Origin of the sequence: Sphingomonas sp. DC5200-1 (assembly GCF_049897245.1) — a bacterium.
Classification (GTDB): Bacteria; Pseudomonadota; Alphaproteobacteria; order Sphingomonadales; family Sphingomonadaceae; genus Sphingomonas; species Sphingomonas aquatilis.
Genome location: NZ_JAFCVW010000002.1, coordinates 548,735 through 567,289 on the forward strand (window position 1 = coordinate 548,735; position 18,555 = coordinate 567,289).

Below are 18,555 nucleotides of genomic sequence, written 5' to 3' on the forward strand. Positions count from 1 at the left end.
TTCAATCCTGTTTCGGTTGTGGCACGGTTGCGCTTGCGGGAGGCTGAATGACCGCCTTGCGCCGTTCGCGGTCGATCAGCTGGGGCAGCAGCCGACTCGGGTCGTAGAAGCTTTGCGCACTGTCCAGCAGGCCGCGGAACGGCGCCTTGATCGTGATGTTGAACACGAAGGGCAGCTTCTGCAGCCGGCGGACGATGAAGTTGCTCTTCGCGCCCTCGCCCTGCGTTACCCCGGCAAAGCGCACCGCGGTCACCATCTCGCCCGCCAGCGGGCCGTTCATCGATATGGTAAGGTTACGATAGCGCAGCGATTTGAGCGCCTGGAACGCGATATTGCCCCAGATCCCCAGATCCTTCTGCGTCAGGTCGCCTACATAGGCGATGCTGCCCCCGCCCGGCCGCACCGTCAGCCGCCCGCCCTCGATCCGCCCACCGTTGTCGTCGAAGATCATCGGCAGCTCGCCGTCGAAGATGCCGGTGGCGTCGAGGTTCTTGAAGTCGAACTGCTGGAGGAACTGGTCCGCCGCCACCCCGTCCAGACGGAAGGTCAGCCGCCGCTGTCCCGCCTGCGCGAAATCGAGCGTCGTCGGCAACAGCGTCATCGTGCCGCCCGCGAACGGCCAGACGCCGCTGTCGATCTGCACGCGCTGTTCGGGCAGCAATTGGTAGACGATCGTGCCGTCGGTCACGGCGATGCCGGGGTTGATCGTCTTCACCGTCGCCACCTGCGCGGGCGCGCTGGCCAGGCTGAGCAGGTCGCTGAAATGGATCGTCGTGCTCAGGCCCGACACCGGGCCGAACGCCGCGGCCAACGCCGCATCCTTGGTCGCGAAGGTGCCGGAGGACGTGACGCCCTCGGGCGTCCAGCCGATGTGCGCATCGCCGGTGACGGTCGCACGCACCTCGGCGACGACGCCGAAAGTCAGCCGGGTCAGCAGGTCGGGCTGGAAATCCTTGGTGAAGACGATGCCCGGCACGGTGAGATCGGCGGTGCCCGCCCCCGCCGACAGGCGATGGACGATGCGCACGTCGGCGACCTTCACCGCCTTCGTCGGCTCGTACAGCGTGCCCCCCGCGGTGATCGTGCCATCGGCGAGGCGCAGCGTGACATCGCGCGCCGCGAGCGTCTTGAAGCGCGGATCGGCCGCCGCATCGTCCACCGTCATCGCGCCGGTCAGCGCCAGCACGCCGCCGCGCAGGCTCCAGTCGCCCGCCGCCGCGCCCAGCAGCAGCGGCACGTTGCCGATCTGGCCCGATCCGCCGGCGAACTGACCGGCGACCCCGCCACCCGCGATCCGGCCGGTCAGCTGCCCCAGATCGATCCGCGTCACCCGCTCCGGACTGCCCAGCCGCGCCGCGACGCCGCTCAGGGCGAACCCGTTATCCTCCAGCCGCAACTCGCTGCCGCTCGCCGCCAGCGTCAGCGGCGTGCCGCCCAGTCGCCCGGTCAGCCGCGTCGCGGGCAGGCGCACGCCGCCGCCGATCCGCCCGCGCTCCACCGTCACCACCGCCGCCGCACCGCTGCGCGGGCACACGCGAGTCCGCAGCGGATCGAGCACCAGCCCCGCCACCGCGAGCCGCTGAATCGCGACGGCCACGCACCCCGGATCGACGCGCAACCGCCCGCGCCCGTCCCAGTCGAGATCGAGCGGCGCCTGCAACCCGTCGATCCGCCCGTCGCCCAGCGGCCCGCTAAGGTCGATCCGCGTCGTGATCCGCGTGACGCCGCCGCTGCCCGCGCTGAACGTCACGGGGGCCAGCGCCAGCCTTGCCCCACCCGCGGCATAAGGCGCGACGATCGCGCGTCCGCGGATCGGCGCGCCCGCGCGGGCCTGTGCCAGCTGCACGTCCGCCTGCGGCAGGCCACCGCCCGCGGTCTGCACCGCGGTATCGATATGCACGCGCGCCTGCGGCCAGCCGTAGGCGATGCCGCTGCCGCCCCCCAGCCGCAGCCGCGCGCCGCTCGCCGCCGCCAGCGCCGCGCGCGTCACGCGCAGCTGGCCGCTGCCACCCGCCTGTCGCACCGCCAGATCGGCGCTGCCGTCGATCGCCTGCCCCGCTTGGCGCAGCGCCAGGCTGAGCTGACGCACCAGCGGCGCGACCGGCGATCCCGCGCCCGTCCGGGCGTCGAGCACCGCCAGCATCCGCGGCGCGATCTGCCCCCCGGCCACCGTCACCGTACCCGCAAACAGCTGCTCCGCCCCGATTCGGTAGCGCCCCTGCACCGCCAATGTACGCGCCACACCACCCGGCGCACGCACCGCCGATGCGGCAAGGTCCGCCTGCCCCTCGGTCGCCGTCGCATTGCCGTCGAACGTCGCCGATCCCTTCAGCGCCTTGGCGGACGCACCCGCCCCCGCCACCGTCCCGCTCGCCAGCCGCGCCGAGCCACGCCACGCATCGAACGCCGGCGACAATCGCGCGTCGATGTCGGCCGCTACGCTCGCGATTCGGTTCGTCCCGCACGCGCCGCGCGCCAGTCGCACCGGCCCGGCCACCGTCGGCGCGCCCTTGGCGACCGTCACCCGCAGCGCCGCCTGCACGCCGCGCGCAACGCAATCGTTCAGCCGCAGCGTATCGCCGACCAGCGCGACATTCCCCGCAAAGCCGTCGTCCAGCCGCCCGCGCCCGCTGACCTTCAGCCCCAGCACGCCCGCCGGCGTTTCGACCCGCAGCCGCGCATCCTCGGCTTCGACGAACAACGCCGGCAGCGCGAAGGGCGTCGCCTGGCCCGACGGCGCCGGCAGCAGCCGGTCGATCGCCCCGAACGACAGCTTGCCGCCCACCCAGCGTGCGCGCAGCCGGACATGCCCCGCCCGCACGCCGACCACCTTGGCGCCGTCCAGCCCGATCCGCGTCTCCGCCTCCAGCCAGTCGGCGACGAGGTCGGGGTCGGCCGGATCGCCGAGCACCACGTTCTTGAGCCGCTGCCGCCCCGTCCCGAAGGTGCCGATCGTATAGCGCGCCGGCACGCCCAGCTTCGCCAGTTCGCGGTCGATGACGCGCGCCGCGATCGGCCGCCGCGCGCTCCACAGCGCGATCAGCGCCGCCAGCACCACCAGCGCCACGCCGAGCGCGATGCTGCGGCGCCGGCTGAACGCACCGAAGCCCCGTCGCCGGCGGGGCAGCGTCTCGCGCGGCGGGTGGGCGGCATCGTCCATCACCGCCTTCATAGGCTTGGGCCAAGCGCGGGCGCAATCGTTGCACCCGCTCCGGCCGCGTCATAGGATCGCAGGCCATGGCCCCCGCCCCGCCCCCCGACGATGCCGCCGGTCACCGCAAGCGCCTGCGCGGGCGACTGCTCGCCGGGGGTGGCGACGCGCTGCTCGACCACGAGCTGATCGAATATCTGCTCACGCTCGCGCTGCCGCGCATCGACACCAAGCCGATCGCCAAGGCGTTGTTGCGCGAATTCGGCGGCATCGGCGGGCTGCTGACCGCCGATCCGGAAGCGCTCGCCCGCGTGCCCGGTGTCGGCGACAGCGCCGCGGCGGCGATCAAGATCGCGCACGCCATCGCCATCCGGCTCCTGAAGGCAGAGGTCGCCGAGCGCCCCGTGCTCGGCAATTGGCAGGCCTTGCTCGATTATCTGCGCGCCGACATGGCGCATCACGTCATCGAGCGCTTCCGCGTGCTCCACCTCAACACCCGCAACATGCTGATCCGCGACGAGGTGATGAGCGAAGGTTCGATCGACCAGGCCGCCGTCCACGTTCGCGAAGTGATCCGCCGTGCGATGGACCTGGGGTCGGCGGCGATCATCCTCGTCCACAATCACCCCTCGGGCGATCCCTCCCCCAGCCGCGCCGATGTAGCTATCACCCGCGCCATCGCCGACGCCGGCGCACCGATGGGGATCGTCGTCCACGATCACATCATCATGGGGCTCAGCGGCCACGTCAGCCTGAAGGCGCAGGGGCTGATCTGACCCCCCTCGTCACCCCGGACTTGATCCGGGGTCCCGCTAAACCTTCGGCGGCGGAAGAAGCGGGACCCCGGATCAAGTCCGGGGTGACGGGAAGGCGGAGGGCGCCCGCCTGCCTCAAAAATCCGGCGCCGGATCGGCCGGCCCCACGATCGTCGCAGGCACGTACATCCGCCCGCCATTGGCGAAGTTCAGCGTCAGGTTGAAGATCTTGCCCGGCTTCGCCCGCGGGTTGATGTCGAACAGCATCACATGCTTGCCGCCCGGCGCGAACACCACCTTCGCTCCCGCCGGCACCGCCACGCTCGCCAGCGGCTTCATCCCCGCCATGCCGCCCGCGCCGCTCATGCTTTCGTGAATCTCGGCACGGACCGCGACATCGGCGCTGACGTCGATCAGCGTCGCATCGCTGCGGCCGCCATGCAGCGTGAAATAGGCCGCCCCCGGCCGCCCCGGCGCGGCAGGCAGGCGGATCCACGCATCGTCCGCGGTCACGCGATCCGGTCCGCCACAGCCCGACAGACCCGCGGCCATCACGCCAGCCAGAACCATCGCCCCCATAGCCTCGCGCCGTCGCATGTCCATATCCCTTCCCGAAACGGGATCGTTTCACCCGCAGTTCCTATGGCCCGCCCCGTCTTGCGGCAAGCGCAACCCCACCTATATCGCGCCCATCAACGGGCACCTTTCGTCGCCGTAACGGGGCAAAAGGTTCCCTTCTCGTTTGTATTTTTTTGTTCGTGAGGGGCTCAGCAAGCACACATGGCTAAAGTAATCGGCATCGATCTCGGCACCACCAACAGCTGCGTCGCAGTGATGGAAGGCGGCAAGCCCAAGGTGATCGAGAATGCGGAAGGCGCGCGTACCACGCCGTCGATCGTCGCCTTCGCCAAGGACGGCGAGCGTCTGGTCGGCCAGCCGGCGAAGCGCCAGGCCGTCACCAATGGCGACAACACCATCTTCGCGGTGAAGCGCCTCATCGGCCGTCGCTTCGACGATCCGATCACCAAGAAGGACACCGAGCTGGTTCCGTACAAGATCGCACGCGGCCCGAACGGCGACGCGTGGGTTTCGGCGGGCGGCAAGGATTACAGCCCGTCGCAGATCAGCGCCTTCACGCTGCAGAAGATGAAGGAAACCGCCGAATCGTATCTCGGCGAGACGGTCACGCAGGCGGTAATCACCGTGCCGGCCTACTTCAACGACGCGCAGCGCCAGGCGACCAAGGACGCCGGCCAGATCGCGGGCCTCGAAGTGCTGCGCATCATCAACGAGCCGACCGCGGCGGCGCTCGCCTATGGCCTCGAGAAGCAGGACGGCAAGACGATCGCCGTCTACGATCTCGGCGGCGGTACGTTCGACGTCTCGATCCTCGAGATCGGCGACGGCGTGTTCGAGGTGAAGGCGACTAACGGCGACACCTTCCTGGGCGGCGAAGACTTCGACAACAAGCTGGTCGATTACCTGGCAGAGGGCTTCAAGAAGGATGAGGGCATCGACCTCACCAAGGACAAGCTCGCGCTGCAGCGCCTGAAGGAAGCCGCGGAAAAGGCGAAGATCGAGCTCAGCTCGGCAGCGTCGACCGAGGTAAACCTGCCCTTCATCACCGCCGACCAGAACGGCCCGAAGCACCTCGTCAAGACGATCAGCCGCGCCGACCTGGAGCGTCTGGTCGACGACCTGATCAAGCGCACGATCGAGCCGATGAAGAAGGCGCTCGCCGATGCCGGCGTCAGCACCAGCGACATCAGCGAAGTCGTCCTCGTCGGCGGCATGACCCGCATGCCGAAGGTGCGCGAGGCGGTGAAGCAGTTCTTTGGCAAGGAGCCGCACACGGGCGTCAACCCGGATGAGGTCGTCGCGATGGGCGCCGCCATCCAGGCGGGCGTGCTGCAGGGCGACGTCAAGGACGTGCTGCTGCTCGACGTGACGCCGCTATCGCTGGGCATCGAGACGCTGGGTGGCGTGTTCACCCGCATGATCGACCGCAACACGACGATCCCGACGAAGAAGTCGCAGACCTATTCGACCGCCGACGACAACCAGGGCGCGGTGACGATCCGCGTGTTCCAGGGCGAGCGCGAGATGGCGGCGGACAACAAGCTGCTCGGCCAGTTCGACCTGGTCGGCATCCCGCCGGCGCCGCGCGGCGTGCCGCAGATCGAGGTCACGTTCGACATCGACGCCAACGGCATCGTCAACGTCAGTGCCAAGGACAAGGGCACGGGCAAGGAACAGCAGATCCGCATCCAGGCCTCGGGCGGTCTGTCGGATGCCGACATCGACCAGATGGTCAAGGATGCCGAGCGCTTCGCCGAAGAGGACAAGAAGCGTCGTGCCGGCGCCGAGGCGAAGAACAACGCCGAATCGCTGATCCACACCACCGAGCGTCAGCTCGCGGACAATGGCGACAAGGTCGATGATTCGCTGAAGTCGGAAATCCAGTCGGCGATCGACGCGGCCAAGGCGGCGGTCGAGGGCGGCGATGCCGACCAGATGAACGAAAAGGCGCAGGCGCTCGCGCAGGTTGCCATGAAGCTCGGCCAGGCGATCTACGAAAAGTCGCAGGCGGCAGAGGCGTCTCCGCAGGGCGACGCCGGTGCCGAAGCGCCCAAGGACGACGTGGTCGACGCCGAATTCTCGGAAGTCGACGACCACAAGGCGTAAAAGCCACCCTGTCCCCCTGCCCGCAAAACACATGCTTCGGCGTGACTTTTGTGACTTTCCGGCAGGGGGACAACGGGGTGGAACGTGGGGTGATATGACGGCAGCCTACCCCCAACCCGTTCGCCCTGAGCCTGTCGAAGGGCGTGTGCCCCAAGCGAGGCGCTCGCGGAGAGCCGCGCTTCGACAGGCTCAGCGTGAACGGAATACTGGTATGGCCGTCCGATCGTCTCGCGCTAGAGGACGGGCATGAGCACCACAATCGACTATTACGAGCTGCTCGAATGCGAGCGGAATGCCGACGGCGCGACGATCAAATCGTCGTACCGCAAGCTCGCGATGAAATACCATCCGGACAAGAACGCCGGGTGCAAGGATAGCGAAGCGCGCTTCAAGGCGATCAGCGAGGCCTATGACGTCCTGAAGGACCCGCAGAAGCGCGCCGCTTATGATCGCTTCGGCCATGCCGCCTTCCAGAACGGCGGCGGCGGTGGCGGCGGGGCGCAGGACTTCGGCGGCTTCTCCGACATCTTCGAATCCGTCTTCGGCGAATTCATGAACGGCGGCCGCGGCGGCGGGCGTCAGCCGCAGCGTCGCGGTGCCGACCTGCGCTACGACATGGAAGTGACCCTCGAAGAGGCCTACCATGGTAAGGCGACCGAGATCACCGTCGACGTCTCGGCGCAGTGCGATACCTGCCACGGCACGGGCGCCAAGCCCGGCACGCACGCCTCCACCTGCCGCCATTGTAACGGCCATGGCAAGGTGCGCGCGCAGCAGGGCTTCTTCGTCGTCGAACGCGCCTGTCCCGTCTGCCAGGGCTCGGGCGAGATCATCGCCGATCCCTGCCCCGATTGCCGCGGCGAAGGCCGGATCGAAAAGACCAAGACGCTCAGCGTCAACGTCCCCCCCGGCGTCGACGAAGGCACGCGCATCCGCCTGAGCGGCGAAGGCGAGGCCGGTCCGCGTGGCGCCCCTCCGGGCGACCTCTACATTTTCCTCCACGTCGCGCGGCATCCGATCTTCGAACGCGAAGGCACGACGCTGTTCGCACGCGCGCCGATCAGCTTCACCACCGCGGCGCTGGGCGGCACCTTGTCGATCCCCGGCCTCGATGGCGCCCGGCACGACATCAAGATCCCCGCCGGCATCCAGTCGGGCAAGCAGCTGCGCCAACGCGGCGCCGGCATGCCCGTGCTGCAAGGCCGCGGCCAGGGCGACCTCGTCATCCAGATCGAGGTCGAAACCCCGACCAAGCTCTCGACCCGCCAACGCGAACTGCTCGAACTGTTCCGCGAAACCGAAACCGGCGACGAATGCCCCGAAAGCCAGGGTTTCTTCGCCAAACTGAAGAGCGTCTTCGCGGGCGAATAAGCCGGGATGGGGGGCGGCGGGGCGCATGGTCCCCCATCCCGTCACCCCGGACTTGATCCGGGGTCCCGCTTCTCCACCGCAGCAGAAGAAGAAGCGGGATCCCGGCTCAAGGCCGGGATAACGGAAAGAGGCAATGGGCGCACTCAGCCACCCCGCCAGCCACCGCGACATCACTTTCCAATCCGAAAAATTATCACTTGCCGAATCGGAAAGTCGCCGCCACTCTCTTTCCAACTTGGAAAGGGAACGTCATGGACCATAACAGCGCGAACGCCGCAGAGGCGCTGGCCTTCATCGAACAGTCGCGCCTGCGCCTCGCCGCGGCGTCGGACGTGCCGCCGATCCGCCATGCCGCCTTCGCCGCGCTGATGGGCGGGATGGTCGCGAGCACAGCCGTGCCCTTCCCGCTCCGCTTCGCGATGATCGCCGGCCTGTTCGCCGCCATCGCCTGGATCGTCCGCTGGGACCGGCGGCGGATGGGTATGTTCATCAACGGCTATCGCGCGGGCAAGACGCGGCGGGTCACCGCGGTGATGCTGCTCGTCATCCTGCCGATCCACCTGCTCGGCGTCTGGCTCGCGGCCGATCGGGGCGTGACCTGGGCCCCGCTTCCCCTCGCGCTCGTCGCCGCCGCCATCGCCTATGCCGGCAGCCTGTGGTGGTGCCGCGTCTTCCGCCGCGAACTGCTCGGCAGCCTCGCATGAGTGGCTTCGATCCGGTCATCCACCCGCCCGCCCGCCTGCAGATCATGGCGGTGCTGACGGAGGTGCAGGATGCCGAATTCGCCCTGCTGCGCACCACGACGCAGGTCAGCGATTCGGTGCTGTCGAAACATCTGTCGGCGCTGGTCGACGCGGGCTACGTCAGCCTGCGCAAGGCGAGCAGCGACGGCCGCTCGCGCACCTGGGCCGCGGCCACGCGTGCCGGACGCAAGGCCTTTGCCGCGCATGTCTCCGCGCTCACCACGCTCGCCCGCCTGACCGAACGCCTCGCCGCCGAGTAGCCTCTTGCGCGCCGGCGCCTGATCGCCACAATACACCGCGAACGAGCCGGGGAGTGGGCATGCGCGGACAGGTGTTGGGTGTGGATACGCGGAGCGGCGAGGGGCTGGTCGCGGGCGATGACGGCAAGCGCTATCGCTTCACCCCCGAAGACTGGGCGCAGCGCGGCGAGCCCAAGATCGGCGTGAAGGTCGATTTCGAAGCGGAGGGCGACCGCGCGCTCAGCGTCTTCCCGATGCCCGCCGACGAGGGCACCCGCCACGTCCTGGCACCCCCGCCGCCCCGCGCGCCGGTGAACGATCGCAACAAATATGTCGCCGCGATTCTCGCCTTCCTGCTCGGCACGCTCGGCATCCATCGCTTCTACACGGGGCGGACCGGATCGGGGATCGTGATGCTGGTCCTCAGCATCACCGTCGTCGGCCTGCTCGTCACCGCGCCTTGGGCGTTCGTCGACATGATCCGCTATCTGATCATGTCCGACGACGAATTCGCCGCCCGTTACGAACGCAGGCGCTAGCGGAACAGCGAGCCGATCGCCTGGATCACCGTCGCGCCGCCGATCGGCGCGACCAACAGCAGCAGCACGTTGACGCCGATGATCGCCGCCAGCGCATTCTGCTGGCGCGGCGTCAGTTGCGGCCGCGGATCGGGCCGCTTGGGCGGCTGCCACGGCGGTGGCGGCGGCACATCGCGAAAGTCGACGAACATGGCGCGACGACGCGCAGGCGCAGCGCTGGTTCCGGCGGCCAACGAAAACCCCGCCGGCCCTAGCCGCCCCCTCGACGCCATCAGGCGAAAAGCGGGCGGACGGGCTGATGGGTTACAGGGCGGAAATGATCACCCCGACCACCAGCGCCTGGGCCGCGATCGCCAGCACCGAGCTGGCCGCGGTTTCGAACATGCGCATGGAAGGTCTCCGTGCCGGCGGAATGGCCGGCCCCCGCGATATGTAGATCGTTACACAATCACGCAATATTGTTGCTTGCAATGACGGATGCGCTTCACGCAACTGTAACAAACCTACGACGCCGCGGCGGTGGCGGCCGAGAAAGCCGCGCTTTCCGCCGGTGCAGCACGCGCCACCTTGCCAACGCGGACGCCAGCGGCTGAGATCGGCCTTTCCCTTGTCGGAGGTGTCGATGTCCCGCCCGCTCATGCTCGCCCTTGCGCTCGCCGCTACCCTGCCGGCGGTTGCCGATGCCCGCGTCGCCGCGCCGCGCGTCGCCATCGCGACGCTCAACCAGCTGCCGCAGCCGCTGCCCCTGCCCTATGACGGCACCGCCGACGCCAAGGCGCAGGTCGCCGCCGCCAAGGCGCGCGCGCTGAAGGGCCACAAGAAGCTGCTGATCGACATGGGCGGCAATTGGTGCCTCGACTGCCGCCTGCTCGCCGGCGTCATGGAGCTGCCCGCGATGCGCGGCTTCATGGCGAAGCATTATGAGGTCGTGACGGTGGACATCGGCCGCTTCGACAAGAACCTCGAGATTCCCGCGAGCTACGGCATAAAGGGGCGCCTCGCCGGCGTGCCGGCGTTGCTGATCGTCGACCCGAAAACCAACCGCGTCGTCAACGCCGGCCGCGAAACCGCACTCGCCGACGCCCGCTCGCTCTCCCCACAGGGCCTCGCCGACTGGCTCGCGCAATGGGCGTAATCCAAATCCTCCCCCGCCAGGGGGAGGTGGCAGCGCGCCAGCGCTGACGGAGGGGAGGACAGGGTGCCCTCCGCCTCGAAGCGCATCGCGGACCGCCCCCTCCACCATTCGGCTGACGCCGAACGGTCCCCCTCCCCCTGGCGGGGGAGGACTTAGGATCAGCCAAACACCCGCGCGAAGATCGTGTCGACGTGCTTCAGGTGATAGCCCAGGTCGAACTTGTCCTCGATCTCCGCCGGCGACAGCGCCGCCGTCACCTCGGCATCGCCCTTCAGCAGCTCGAGCAGCGACAGCTGCCCGTCCGACTCCCACACCTTCATCGCGTTGCGCTGCACCAGGCGGTAGGCGTCCTCGCGGCTCACCCCCGCCTGCGTCAGCGCGAGCAGCACGCGCTGCGAATGGACCAGCCCGCCCATCTTGTTGAGATTCTTGTCCATCCGCTCCGGATAGACGAGCAATTTCTCGATCACGCCCGTCAGCCGCGCCAGCGCGAAGTCGAGCGTGATCGTCGCGTCCGGCCCAATGTACCGCTCGACCGACGAATGGCTGATGTCGCGCTCATGCCACAGCGCGACATTCTCCAGCGCCGGCGTCACATAGCCACGCACCATGCGGGCGAGGCCGGTGAGGTTCTCGGTCAGCACCGGGTTGCGCTTGTGCGGCATCGCCGACGAGCCCTTCTGGCCGGGCGAGAAATATTCCTCCGCCTCCAGCACCTCGGTGCGCTGCAGATGGCGCACCTCGGTCGCCAGCCGCTCGATCGAGCTCGCGATCACGCCCAACGTCGCGAAGAACATCGCATGCCGGTCGCGCGGGATGACCTGCGTCGAGACGGGCTCGACCGACAGGCCCAGCTTGGCGGCGACATGCTCTTCCACCGACGGATCGATGTTGGCGAACGTGCCGACCGCGCCACTGATCGCGCAGGTCGCGATATCAGCGCGCGCCGCGATCAGCCGCGTACGGCAGCGATCGAACTCGGCATAGGCCTGCGCCAGCTTCAGCCCGAACGTCACCGGCTCGGCATGGATGCCGTGGCTGCGGCCGATCGTCGGCGTCATCTTATGCTCGATCGCACGCGTCTTGAGCACGCCCAGCAGCTTATCGAGATCGGCGATCAGGATGTCCGCCGCCTGCGCCAGCTGCACCGCCAGCGCGGTGTCGAGCACGTCGGACGAGGTCATGCCCTGGTGCATGAAGCGCGCCTGATCGCCGACATTGTCCGCGACCCAAGTCAGGAAGGCGATGACGTCGTGCTTGGTCACCGCCTCGATCGCGTCGATCGCAGCGACATCGATCGCGGGGTTGGTGTTCCACCACGCCCACAGCGCCGCGGCGGCATCCTTGGGCACCACGCCCAGCTCGGCGAGCGCGTCGGTGGCGTGCGCCTCGATCTCGAACCAGATGCGGAACCGGTTCTCGGGCGTCCAGATCGCGGTCATTTCGGGGCGGGAATAGCGGGGGACCATGGTGTTCCTTCGTCCTGACGGCTGCACGGTTCGTCGTGGCCGCATCGGCCGCGACTCGCGGATTTCCGCGGGTTCCTAGCAGCGGGGGTCGCAAGCCGTAAACCCGTCAGACTTGCGTTCAAATTATAATTCCCCATTTTAAGACGACGCGGCGCACGGTGAAATGATGCGCGCCGCTCAGTTTGAATGACGATGGGAGACCAGCAATGCTGAAATATGCTCTTCTCGCCGGAGTGATGACGATTGCTTCGCCGGCACTGGCGCAGCAAACGACCAATACTGCGCCGACCCAAGCCACGACGCAGACCGCGCCGCAAACTCAGGCACCCGCCGGATCGCCGGTAACCGACGCCCAGCCCGCGGCCACGCCGATGGATTCGGCAACGGCAGCAGCAGCGCCCGCCGACGCGACGCAGACCGCGGCTGCGCAGCCGGCCACCACGCAGCCGGCGACCGGCGCGGATCAGGTGGCGAGCGTCGTCGAAACCGAGTTCCCGACCTATGACGCGAACAAGGACGGCAAGCTGGAAAAGGCCGAATTCGCCAGCTGGATGGTCAAGCTGAAGCAGGCGAGCGACCCCAAGGCGACCGCCACCGACGCCAAGACCAAGTCCTGGGTCAATTCCGCCTTCGCCCAGGCGGACAAGGACAAGAGCAAGTCGGTGTCCAAGCCCGAACTGATCGGCTTCCTGAGCCAGGGTCAGTCCTGATCCTGACCGATCGATGAGAGGGGCCGCCGGAGCGATCCGGCGGCCCTTTTCGTATGCGCCCTCCGTGGAGGGCGAGAGCCTCCGCCCTCCCACTCCGTCATTCCCGCGAAGGCGTGAATCCAGACACGCTACCGTCGCCCCTCCAGCCGCAAGGTCAGAGGTTATGGATTCCCGCCTTCGCGGGAATGACGAATGGGCAAGTCTAGTGCGCGACCGGGCGCGGGCCGAAACTGCCAGAAGGACCGCCCACCACCCCCGTCACCCCGGACTCGTTCCGGGGTCCACCGGGCCGCAGGGGGTGGCAAGAGGATGGAACCACCCCCTCGCCGCAGAGTGGACCCCGGACCAAGTCCGGGGTGACGGAGAATAGGTGTCAACGCGCCCCACCACTGGCACACCCCCACCCCGCCCCCTATCTCCGCCGGCAATGCCGCACCCCACCCGCCCGCTCACCGACGGCGAACGCGCCCTCGCAGCGTCGGTCTTCCACGACACGATCGACTATGACCGGGTGACGCTCTCGCGGAGCAAATGGGCCTTCTTCCAGCCCCGCGACACGGTGATGGCGCCACGCGGCTGCATCCATTTCCACCCCAAGGGCCAGGGCTGGCGCGACGACTTCGCCGCCGCCGCGCTGACCGACCAGGGGCTCTTCATCCACGAGATGGTGCACATATGGCAGCATCAGCGGGGCATCTGCCTGCCGCTCGCCCGCCACCCCTTCTGCCGCTACGATTATGCGTTGAAGCCCGGCCAGCCGCTCCACCGCTACGGCATCGAACAGCAGGGCGAGATCGTCCGCCACGCGTTCCTGCTCCGCCAAGGCGCCCGCATCCCCGGCGCGCCGCCCCTCGCCCAATACGAAACGCTGCTACCGTTCGGCTAAGCCCCCGTCACCCCGGCCGAAGAGCCGGGGTCCCGCGTCTCCTCAACGTCCCGAAAAAGCGGCCCCCCAGCTCGTCGGCCGGGATGACGATCACAACGCGCCGAGGTCGATCGCCCCATGCCGATCGAGCCACGCCGGCGCCTCCGGCATCGGATATTTCAGCCCCGTCGCGCAGTTAAACAGCACGACGCGCTCCTCCTCATCGACCTCGCCATCCCGCAGCGCCTGACGATAGGCCGCCAGCGTCGCGCCGCCCTCGAGACACAGCAGCAACCCGTCCTTCTTCGCGCAATCGTCCACCGCGGCCAGGATCGCGGGGTCGCCGACGCCCACCGCCTTGCCGCCGCTCTCGCGCACCGCGCGCAGGATCAGGAAGTCGCCGACCGCGCGCGGCACGCGGATGCCCGCAGCGACGGTATGCGCGTCCTCCCACCGCTCCGCATGCTCCTCGCCCGCCTCGAACGCGCGCACGATCGGCGCGCAGCCCGACGCCTGCACCGCATACATGCGCGGCCGCTTCGGCCCGATCCAGCCGAGCCGCTCCAGCTCGTCGAACGCCTTCCACATGCCGATCAGCCCGGTGCCGCCGCCGGTGGGATAGAAGATCGCGTCGGGCAATTCCCAGCCCATCTGCGCGGCCAGTTCCAGCCCCATCGTCTTCTTGCCCTCGATGCGATAGGGCTCCTTCAGCGTCGAGAAATCGAACCAGCGCCCCTCGGCGGCGCCCTTGCCGACGATCGCGCCGCAATCGTCGATCAGCCCGTTGACGCGATAGACGCGCGCGCCCTGCATCGCGATCTCGCGGACGTTCACCTCGGGCGTATCCTCGGGACAGAAGACGATCGTCTCGATCCCCACCCGGCTGGCATAGGCCGCCAGCGCCGCGCCGGCATTGCCGTTGGTCGGCATCGCGATGCGCGTGACGCCCAGCTCCTTCGCCATCGCGACCGCCATCACCAGCCCGCGCGCCTTGAAGCTGCCCGTCGGCAAGCGGCCTTCGTCCTTGACGAGGACGTTGCCACCGCCACCGCTCTTCACCAGCGGGATCAGTGGCGTCTCGATCTCGCCCAGGCTGACGACATTCTCCGTGCGCCGGACGGGCAACAGCTCGCGCCACCGCCACAGATCGGTCGGCCGCGCCGTAAGTGCGTCCTTCGCCAACGCATGCGCCACGCCGTCGAGGTCGTAGCGCACCAGCAAGGGCCGTCCGGCGCGCGACAGGCCATGCAACTGGTCCGCCTCATAGCGCTCGCCGGTCAGCGAGCATTCCAGATGGGTGACGAACGTCTGGCGATCGGCGGTGAGATTGGAGTGCATGCCAATCTCTTAACCCGACCTAGTCGCCAAACTCCAGTGCCGCCGCGGCGCCGCCCGACAGGTCGAGCGGGCGGTTCGGTTCGACCGGGCAAGGCTCGCCACCCGGCTCGTCGCGGCGCCGCGGCGTGTGTCGCCGGCGGCGCGATGCCCATGATCGTGCGAACGTATCCAGCGCCTCGGCCAGCGACAGTTCTACGGGCCGGCCACTGGGCGGATCATGGCGCGGCCTCATCGGATCAATCCGGCTTCTTCGCCACGCCGACCAACGCCGGGCGGAGCAGGCGGTCCTTGATCATATAGCCCGCCTGCATTTCCTGCACGATCGTGCCCGGCGCGGCATCGCTCGGCACTTCCATCATCGCCTGGTGCTTGTTGGGATCGAGCGTCGCGCCCATCGCCTCGACCTTCACGATGCCGTTGCGCGCAAACACGCTGTCGAGTTCGCGGCCGGTCGCTTCCAGCCCGGTGACGAGGCCCTTCAGCTTCTCGTCCGCCCGCAGCTCGGCCGGAATCGCCGACAGCCCGCGCGCCAGATTGTCCGCCACCGACAGGATGTCGCGCGCGAACGACGTGGTCGAATAGGCGCGCGCATCGGCGATTTCCTTCTCGGCGCGACGGCGCACGTTCTGGATTTCGGCCTGCGCGTACAGCACCTGCTGCTTCGCGTCGGCCAGCTGGTTCTCCAGCTCGGCCACGCGGTCATGCTCCGCCACTTCGGGCGCCGCCGCCGCCGTATCCTGGCGCAGCGCCTCGGCGTCGGTCTTCGTCTCTTCGGTCATGTACATCCCTGTTTGTCGTCGTCAGCCCATCAGACGGGCAAGCGTTGCCGCCGTGAAATCCACCATGGGCACGACGCGCGCATAGTTCAACCGCGTGGGGCCGATCACGCCGACCACGCCGACCACACGCCCGCCGGGACCGCGGAACGGCCGCGCGATGACGGAGCTGCCCGACAGCGCGAACAATTTGTTCTCCGCGCCGATGAAGATGCGCGTCGCATCGCCCGCGCGTGCGCTGTCGAGCAGCTGCGCGATCTCCTGCTTGCCCTCGAGATCATCGAGCAGGTCGCGCAGGCGTTCCAGGTCGGCGGCGGCGGCCGCGTCGATCAGCCGCCCCTGCCCGCGCACGATCAGCACCGGGCGGCGCGCATCGTCCTCGCTCCACACCACCAGCCCCGCCTCGACCAGCGCGCGCGCCGCACCGTCCAGCGCATGGCGATCGGCGGCCAGCTGCCGCTCGATCCGCGCGCGCGCCTCGCCCAGCGTCAGCCCGGCGAGCGTTGCGGTCATGTAATTGCCCGCCTCGATCAGCGCGGACGGCGTCATGCCGGCAGGCAGTGCGATGACGCGATTCTCGACGCTGCCGTCCTCGCTGACCAGCACCGCCATCGCCTGCGTCGGCGACAGGCCGATGAAGCCGATCGAGCGCAACGGCACCTCGCGCTTGGGCACCATCACCAGGCCGGCACAGGCCGACAGGCCGGACAAGGCTGCGGTCGTCGCCGCCAGCGCCTCCTCGACCGGGCCATGGTGCCCCGCACGCGCCTCGATCGCCGCGCGTTCCTCGGCGGAGGGTTCCAGCGCCTGCATCATACCGTCGACGAACAATCGCAGGCCGCGCTCGGTCGGGATGCGCCCCGCGCTGGTGTGCGGGCTGGCGAGCAGCCCCAGCTCCTCCAGCTCCTGCATCACCCCGCGGATCGACGCGGGCGACAGGTTGAGCCCCGATGCCGCGGCGATCGTCTTCGACCCCACCGGCATGCCGCTCTCGACATAACCATCGACGACGGCACGAAAGATATCGCGCGCGCGGTCGGTCAATTCGGTGACGGGCGGAGCCATAGGTGCAATCTAGGGCAGTTTGCGGGGCGGGCAACTGCCCCTTCTTCGTCTCCTCTTCGTCACCCCGGCCGAAGAGCCGGGGTCCCGCTTCTTCCCCTCGTCCACGATAAAGCGGGACCCCGGATCACGTCCGGGTGACGAAGGAAAAGGCACCAATAGCAACACCGCTGGCATCCCCCCGCCGTCCGGTCTATCGCCACGCCACATCCCAAGGAGACCCCCATGCGCCCCAGCGGCCGCGCGCCAGACCAGATGCGCGACATCACCATCACCCCGAACTTCACCCGCCACGCCGAAGGATCCGTGCTGGTCGCGTTCGGCGACACCAAGGTGCTCGTCACCGCCAGCGTCGAAGAGCGCGTGCCGCCGTTCCTCCGCGGCAAAGGCGAAGGCTGGGTGACCGCCGAATATGGCATGCTGCCCCGCGCGACCCACACCCGCGGCAACCGCGAAGCCGCCAAGGGCAAGCAGTCGGGCCGCACCCAGGAAATCCAGCGCCTGATCGGTCGCAGCTTGCGCTCGGTCGTCGACATGAAGCTGCTCGGCGAACGCCAGATCACGCTCGACTGCGACGTCCTCCAGGCCGATGGCGGCACGCGCACCGCGGCGATCTCGGGCGCCTGGGTCGCGCTGCGCCTCGCGGTCAACACGCTGCTCGCCAGCGGCAAGCTGACCGCGGACCCGATTCTGCAAAAGGTCGCCGCGGTAAGCTGCGGCATCCACCAGGGTACGCCCGTCCTCGACCTCGACTATCTCGAGGATTCGGCCGCCGACGCGGACGGCAATTTCGTGCTGCTCGAAAACGGCAACATCGCCGAAGCGCAGGCGACCGCGGAACACGCGACCTATGACGAAGAGGCACTGCTGCGCCTGCTCCGCCTCGCCCGCATCGGCTGCGCCGAGATCTTCGCCGCGCAGGATCGCGCCGTCCGATGAGCGGCGAGGGCGACATCCCGCAGGCGATCCGCAAGCTGCGTCCCGGCCAGCTCGTCATCGCCAGCCACAATCCCGGCAAGGTGCGTGAGATCGCCGAGCTGCTCGGCCCCTATGGCATCGAGCCGATCTCGGCGGGCGAACTCGACCTGCCGGAGCCCGAAGAGACGGGCACCACCTTCGTCGCCAATGCCGAGCTGAAGGCGCGCATCGCCGCCGACCTCAGCGGCCTGCCCGCACTTGCCGACGACAGCGGCCTGTGCGTCGATGCGCTGGGCGGCGATCCGGGCATCTTTTCGGCACGCTGGGCCGGTGAATCGAAGGACTTCGACATGGCGATGCGCCTGGTCGAGGATCGGCTGAACGAAGAACCCGACATGGCACGCTCGGCGCATTTCGTCTGCGCGCTGGCGCTCGCCTGGCCCGACGGCCATGTCGAATGGTTCGAAGGCCGCGTCGACGGCACGCTCGTCTGGCCGCCGCGTGGGGGCAATGGCTTCGGCTATGACGCGATGTTCCTGCCCGACAATGGCACCGAGACGTTCGGCGAAATGGACGCCGCCGCCAAGCACGCGATCAGCCACCGCGCCGACGCCTTCCGCCAGCTCGTCGCCGCGGTGTTCTGAGGCAAGGGTGGGGAGCGCACTCTCTCCACCCACACTTCGTCACCCCGGACTCGTTCCGGGGTCCATCGGGCCACGGGGAGTGGCCGGAGCTTCCAGCCTCCCCCTCGCCGCAGAGTGGACCCCGGACCAAGTCCGGGGTGACGGAGGGGAGCAGG

The 18,555-nt window shown here is 68.7% G+C and carries 20 protein-coding genes; 11 read left to right on the forward strand and 9 right to left on the reverse strand.

What is annotated here, in order from left to right; all coding sequences use genetic code 11:
- Position 1 precedes the first annotated feature (1 nt).
- A complete protein-coding gene (locus ACP7A3_RS05765; RefSeq protein ID WP_426255024.1) occupies positions 2 to 3,172 on the reverse strand; it encodes an intermembrane phospholipid transport protein YdbH family protein in 3,171 nt (1,056 codons plus the stop codon).
- A gap of 65 nt (positions 3,173 to 3,237) precedes the next feature.
- Here ACP7A3_RS05765 and radC point away from each other — a divergent pair, with 65 nt between their 5' ends.
- Positions 3,238 to 3,927 carry a RadC family protein gene (gene radC, locus ACP7A3_RS05770; RefSeq protein ID WP_426255023.1) on the forward strand — a complete coding sequence of 230 codons (690 nt, stop codon included), beginning with the start codon at positions 3,238 to 3,240 and terminating at the stop codon, positions 3,925 to 3,927.
- Positions 3,928 to 4,041: 114 nt separating this feature from the next.
- Here the strand turns inward: radC and ACP7A3_RS05775 are convergent, their stop codons facing one another.
- Positions 4,042 to 4,503: a copper chaperone PCu(A)C gene (locus ACP7A3_RS05775; protein ID WP_426255022.1), complete on the reverse strand. Its 462-nt coding sequence runs from the start codon at positions 4,501 to 4,503 to the stop codon at positions 4,042 to 4,044.
- A 183-nt stretch (positions 4,504 to 4,686) separates the two neighbouring features.
- Here ACP7A3_RS05775 and dnaK point away from each other — a divergent pair, with 183 nt between their 5' ends.
- The 5 genes from dnaK to ACP7A3_RS05800 all read left to right on the forward strand — a co-directional run bounded on the left by dnaK (position 4,687) and on the right by ACP7A3_RS05800 (position 9,483).
- A complete protein-coding gene (gene dnaK / locus ACP7A3_RS05780) occupies positions 4,687 to 6,591 on the forward strand; it encodes a molecular chaperone DnaK (RefSeq protein WP_426255021.1) in 1,905 nt (634 codons plus the stop codon).
- 246 nt (positions 6,592 to 6,837) lie between these two features.
- Positions 6,838 to 7,962, forward strand: a complete 1,125-nt coding sequence (dnaJ, locus tag ACP7A3_RS05785) for a molecular chaperone DnaJ (protein ID WP_426255020.1) — start codon at positions 6,838 to 6,840, stop codon at positions 7,960 to 7,962.
- A gap of 251 nt (positions 7,963 to 8,213) precedes the next feature.
- The gene (locus ACP7A3_RS05790) at positions 8,214 to 8,666 is read left to right on the forward strand and encodes a hypothetical protein (protein WP_426255019.1); all 453 of its coding nucleotides are present in this window, start codon (positions 8,214 to 8,216) and stop codon (positions 8,664 to 8,666) included.
- Complete coding sequence (locus ACP7A3_RS05795; protein WP_426255018.1) at positions 8,663 to 8,965, forward strand: transcriptional regulator; 303 nt, start codon at positions 8,663 to 8,665, stop codon at positions 8,963 to 8,965. The genes ACP7A3_RS05790 and ACP7A3_RS05795 overlap by 4 nt, the downstream gene beginning before the upstream one ends.
- Before the next feature lie 59 nt (positions 8,966 to 9,024).
- The gene (locus ACP7A3_RS05800; RefSeq protein WP_294211969.1) at positions 9,025 to 9,483 is read left to right on the forward strand and encodes a TM2 domain-containing protein; all 459 of its coding nucleotides are present in this window, start codon (positions 9,025 to 9,027) and stop codon (positions 9,481 to 9,483) included.
- Here ACP7A3_RS05800 and ACP7A3_RS05805 read toward each other — a convergent pair.
- Both ACP7A3_RS05805 and ACP7A3_RS05810 read right to left on the reverse strand, forming a co-directional pair.
- Positions 9,480 to 9,716: a hypothetical protein gene (locus ACP7A3_RS05805; protein WP_426255017.1), complete on the reverse strand. Its 237-nt coding sequence runs from the start codon at positions 9,714 to 9,716 to the stop codon at positions 9,480 to 9,482. The genes ACP7A3_RS05800 and ACP7A3_RS05805 overlap by 4 nt on opposite strands.
- A gap of 70 nt (positions 9,717 to 9,786) precedes the next feature.
- A complete protein-coding gene (locus ACP7A3_RS05810; RefSeq protein WP_426255016.1) occupies positions 9,787 to 10,122 on the reverse strand; it encodes a hypothetical protein in 336 nt (111 codons plus the stop codon).
- Here ACP7A3_RS05810 and ACP7A3_RS05815 point away from each other — a divergent pair.
- A complete protein-coding gene (locus tag ACP7A3_RS05815; protein WP_426255015.1) occupies positions 10,106 to 10,618 on the forward strand; it encodes a thioredoxin family protein in 513 nt (170 codons plus the stop codon). The genes ACP7A3_RS05810 and ACP7A3_RS05815 overlap by 17 nt on opposite strands.
- 158 nt (positions 10,619 to 10,776) lie before the next feature.
- Here the strand turns inward: ACP7A3_RS05815 and purB are convergent, their stop codons facing one another.
- Entirely contained in the window at positions 10,777 to 12,087 is a 1,311-nt protein-coding gene (gene purB / locus ACP7A3_RS05820; RefSeq protein WP_116460536.1) for an adenylosuccinate lyase, read from the reverse strand.
- A gap of 206 nt (positions 12,088 to 12,293) precedes the next feature.
- Between purB and ACP7A3_RS05825 the strand changes: the two genes are divergently transcribed.
- Both ACP7A3_RS05825 and ACP7A3_RS05830 read left to right on the forward strand, forming a co-directional pair.
- On the forward strand, positions 12,294 to 12,797 hold the full coding sequence (locus ACP7A3_RS05825) for an EF-hand domain-containing protein (protein ID WP_426255014.1): 504 nt from the start codon (positions 12,294 to 12,296) through the stop codon (positions 12,795 to 12,797).
- A 427-nt stretch (positions 12,798 to 13,224) separates the two neighbouring features.
- Positions 13,225 to 13,683, forward strand: coding sequence for a vgr related protein (locus ACP7A3_RS05830; protein WP_426255013.1), 459 nt, complete (start codon positions 13,225 to 13,227; stop codon positions 13,681 to 13,683).
- 90 nt (positions 13,684 to 13,773) lie between these two features.
- Here the strand turns inward: ACP7A3_RS05830 and ACP7A3_RS05835 are convergent, their stop codons facing one another.
- Genes ACP7A3_RS05835 through hrcA form a run of 4 tightly spaced genes read right to left on the reverse strand, consistent with a single transcriptional unit; the run spans position 13,774 to position 16,841 of the window.
- Positions 13,774 to 15,000 carry a threonine synthase gene (locus ACP7A3_RS05835; protein ID WP_426255012.1) on the reverse strand — a complete coding sequence of 409 codons (1,227 nt, stop codon included), beginning with the start codon at positions 14,998 to 15,000 and terminating at the stop codon, positions 13,774 to 13,776.
- A 19-nt stretch (positions 15,001 to 15,019) separates the two neighbouring features.
- Entirely contained in the window at positions 15,020 to 15,232 is a 213-nt protein-coding gene (locus tag ACP7A3_RS05840) for a hypothetical protein (RefSeq protein WP_426255011.1), read from the reverse strand.
- Between the two features lie 4 nt (positions 15,233 to 15,236).
- The gene (gene grpE / locus ACP7A3_RS05845; protein WP_017980020.1) at positions 15,237 to 15,785 is read right to left on the reverse strand and encodes a nucleotide exchange factor GrpE; all 549 of its coding nucleotides are present in this window, start codon (positions 15,783 to 15,785) and stop codon (positions 15,237 to 15,239) included.
- 15 nt (positions 15,786 to 15,800) lie between these two features.
- Complete coding sequence (gene hrcA, locus ACP7A3_RS05850) at positions 15,801 to 16,841, reverse strand: heat-inducible transcriptional repressor HrcA (protein WP_017980021.1); 1,041 nt, start codon at positions 16,839 to 16,841, stop codon at positions 15,801 to 15,803.
- Between the two features lie 222 nt (positions 16,842 to 17,063).
- Here hrcA and rph point away from each other — a divergent pair, with 222 nt between their 5' ends.
- Entirely contained in the window at positions 17,064 to 17,777 is a 714-nt protein-coding gene (gene rph, locus ACP7A3_RS05855) for a ribonuclease PH (RefSeq protein WP_294283851.1), read from the forward strand.
- Positions 17,774 to 18,400, forward strand: a complete 627-nt coding sequence (gene rdgB, locus ACP7A3_RS05860) for an RdgB/HAM1 family non-canonical purine NTP pyrophosphatase (protein ID WP_426255010.1) — start codon at positions 17,774 to 17,776, stop codon at positions 18,398 to 18,400. The genes rph and rdgB overlap by 4 nt, the downstream gene beginning before the upstream one ends.
- The last annotated feature ends 155 nt before the right edge of the window (positions 18,401 to 18,555 follow it).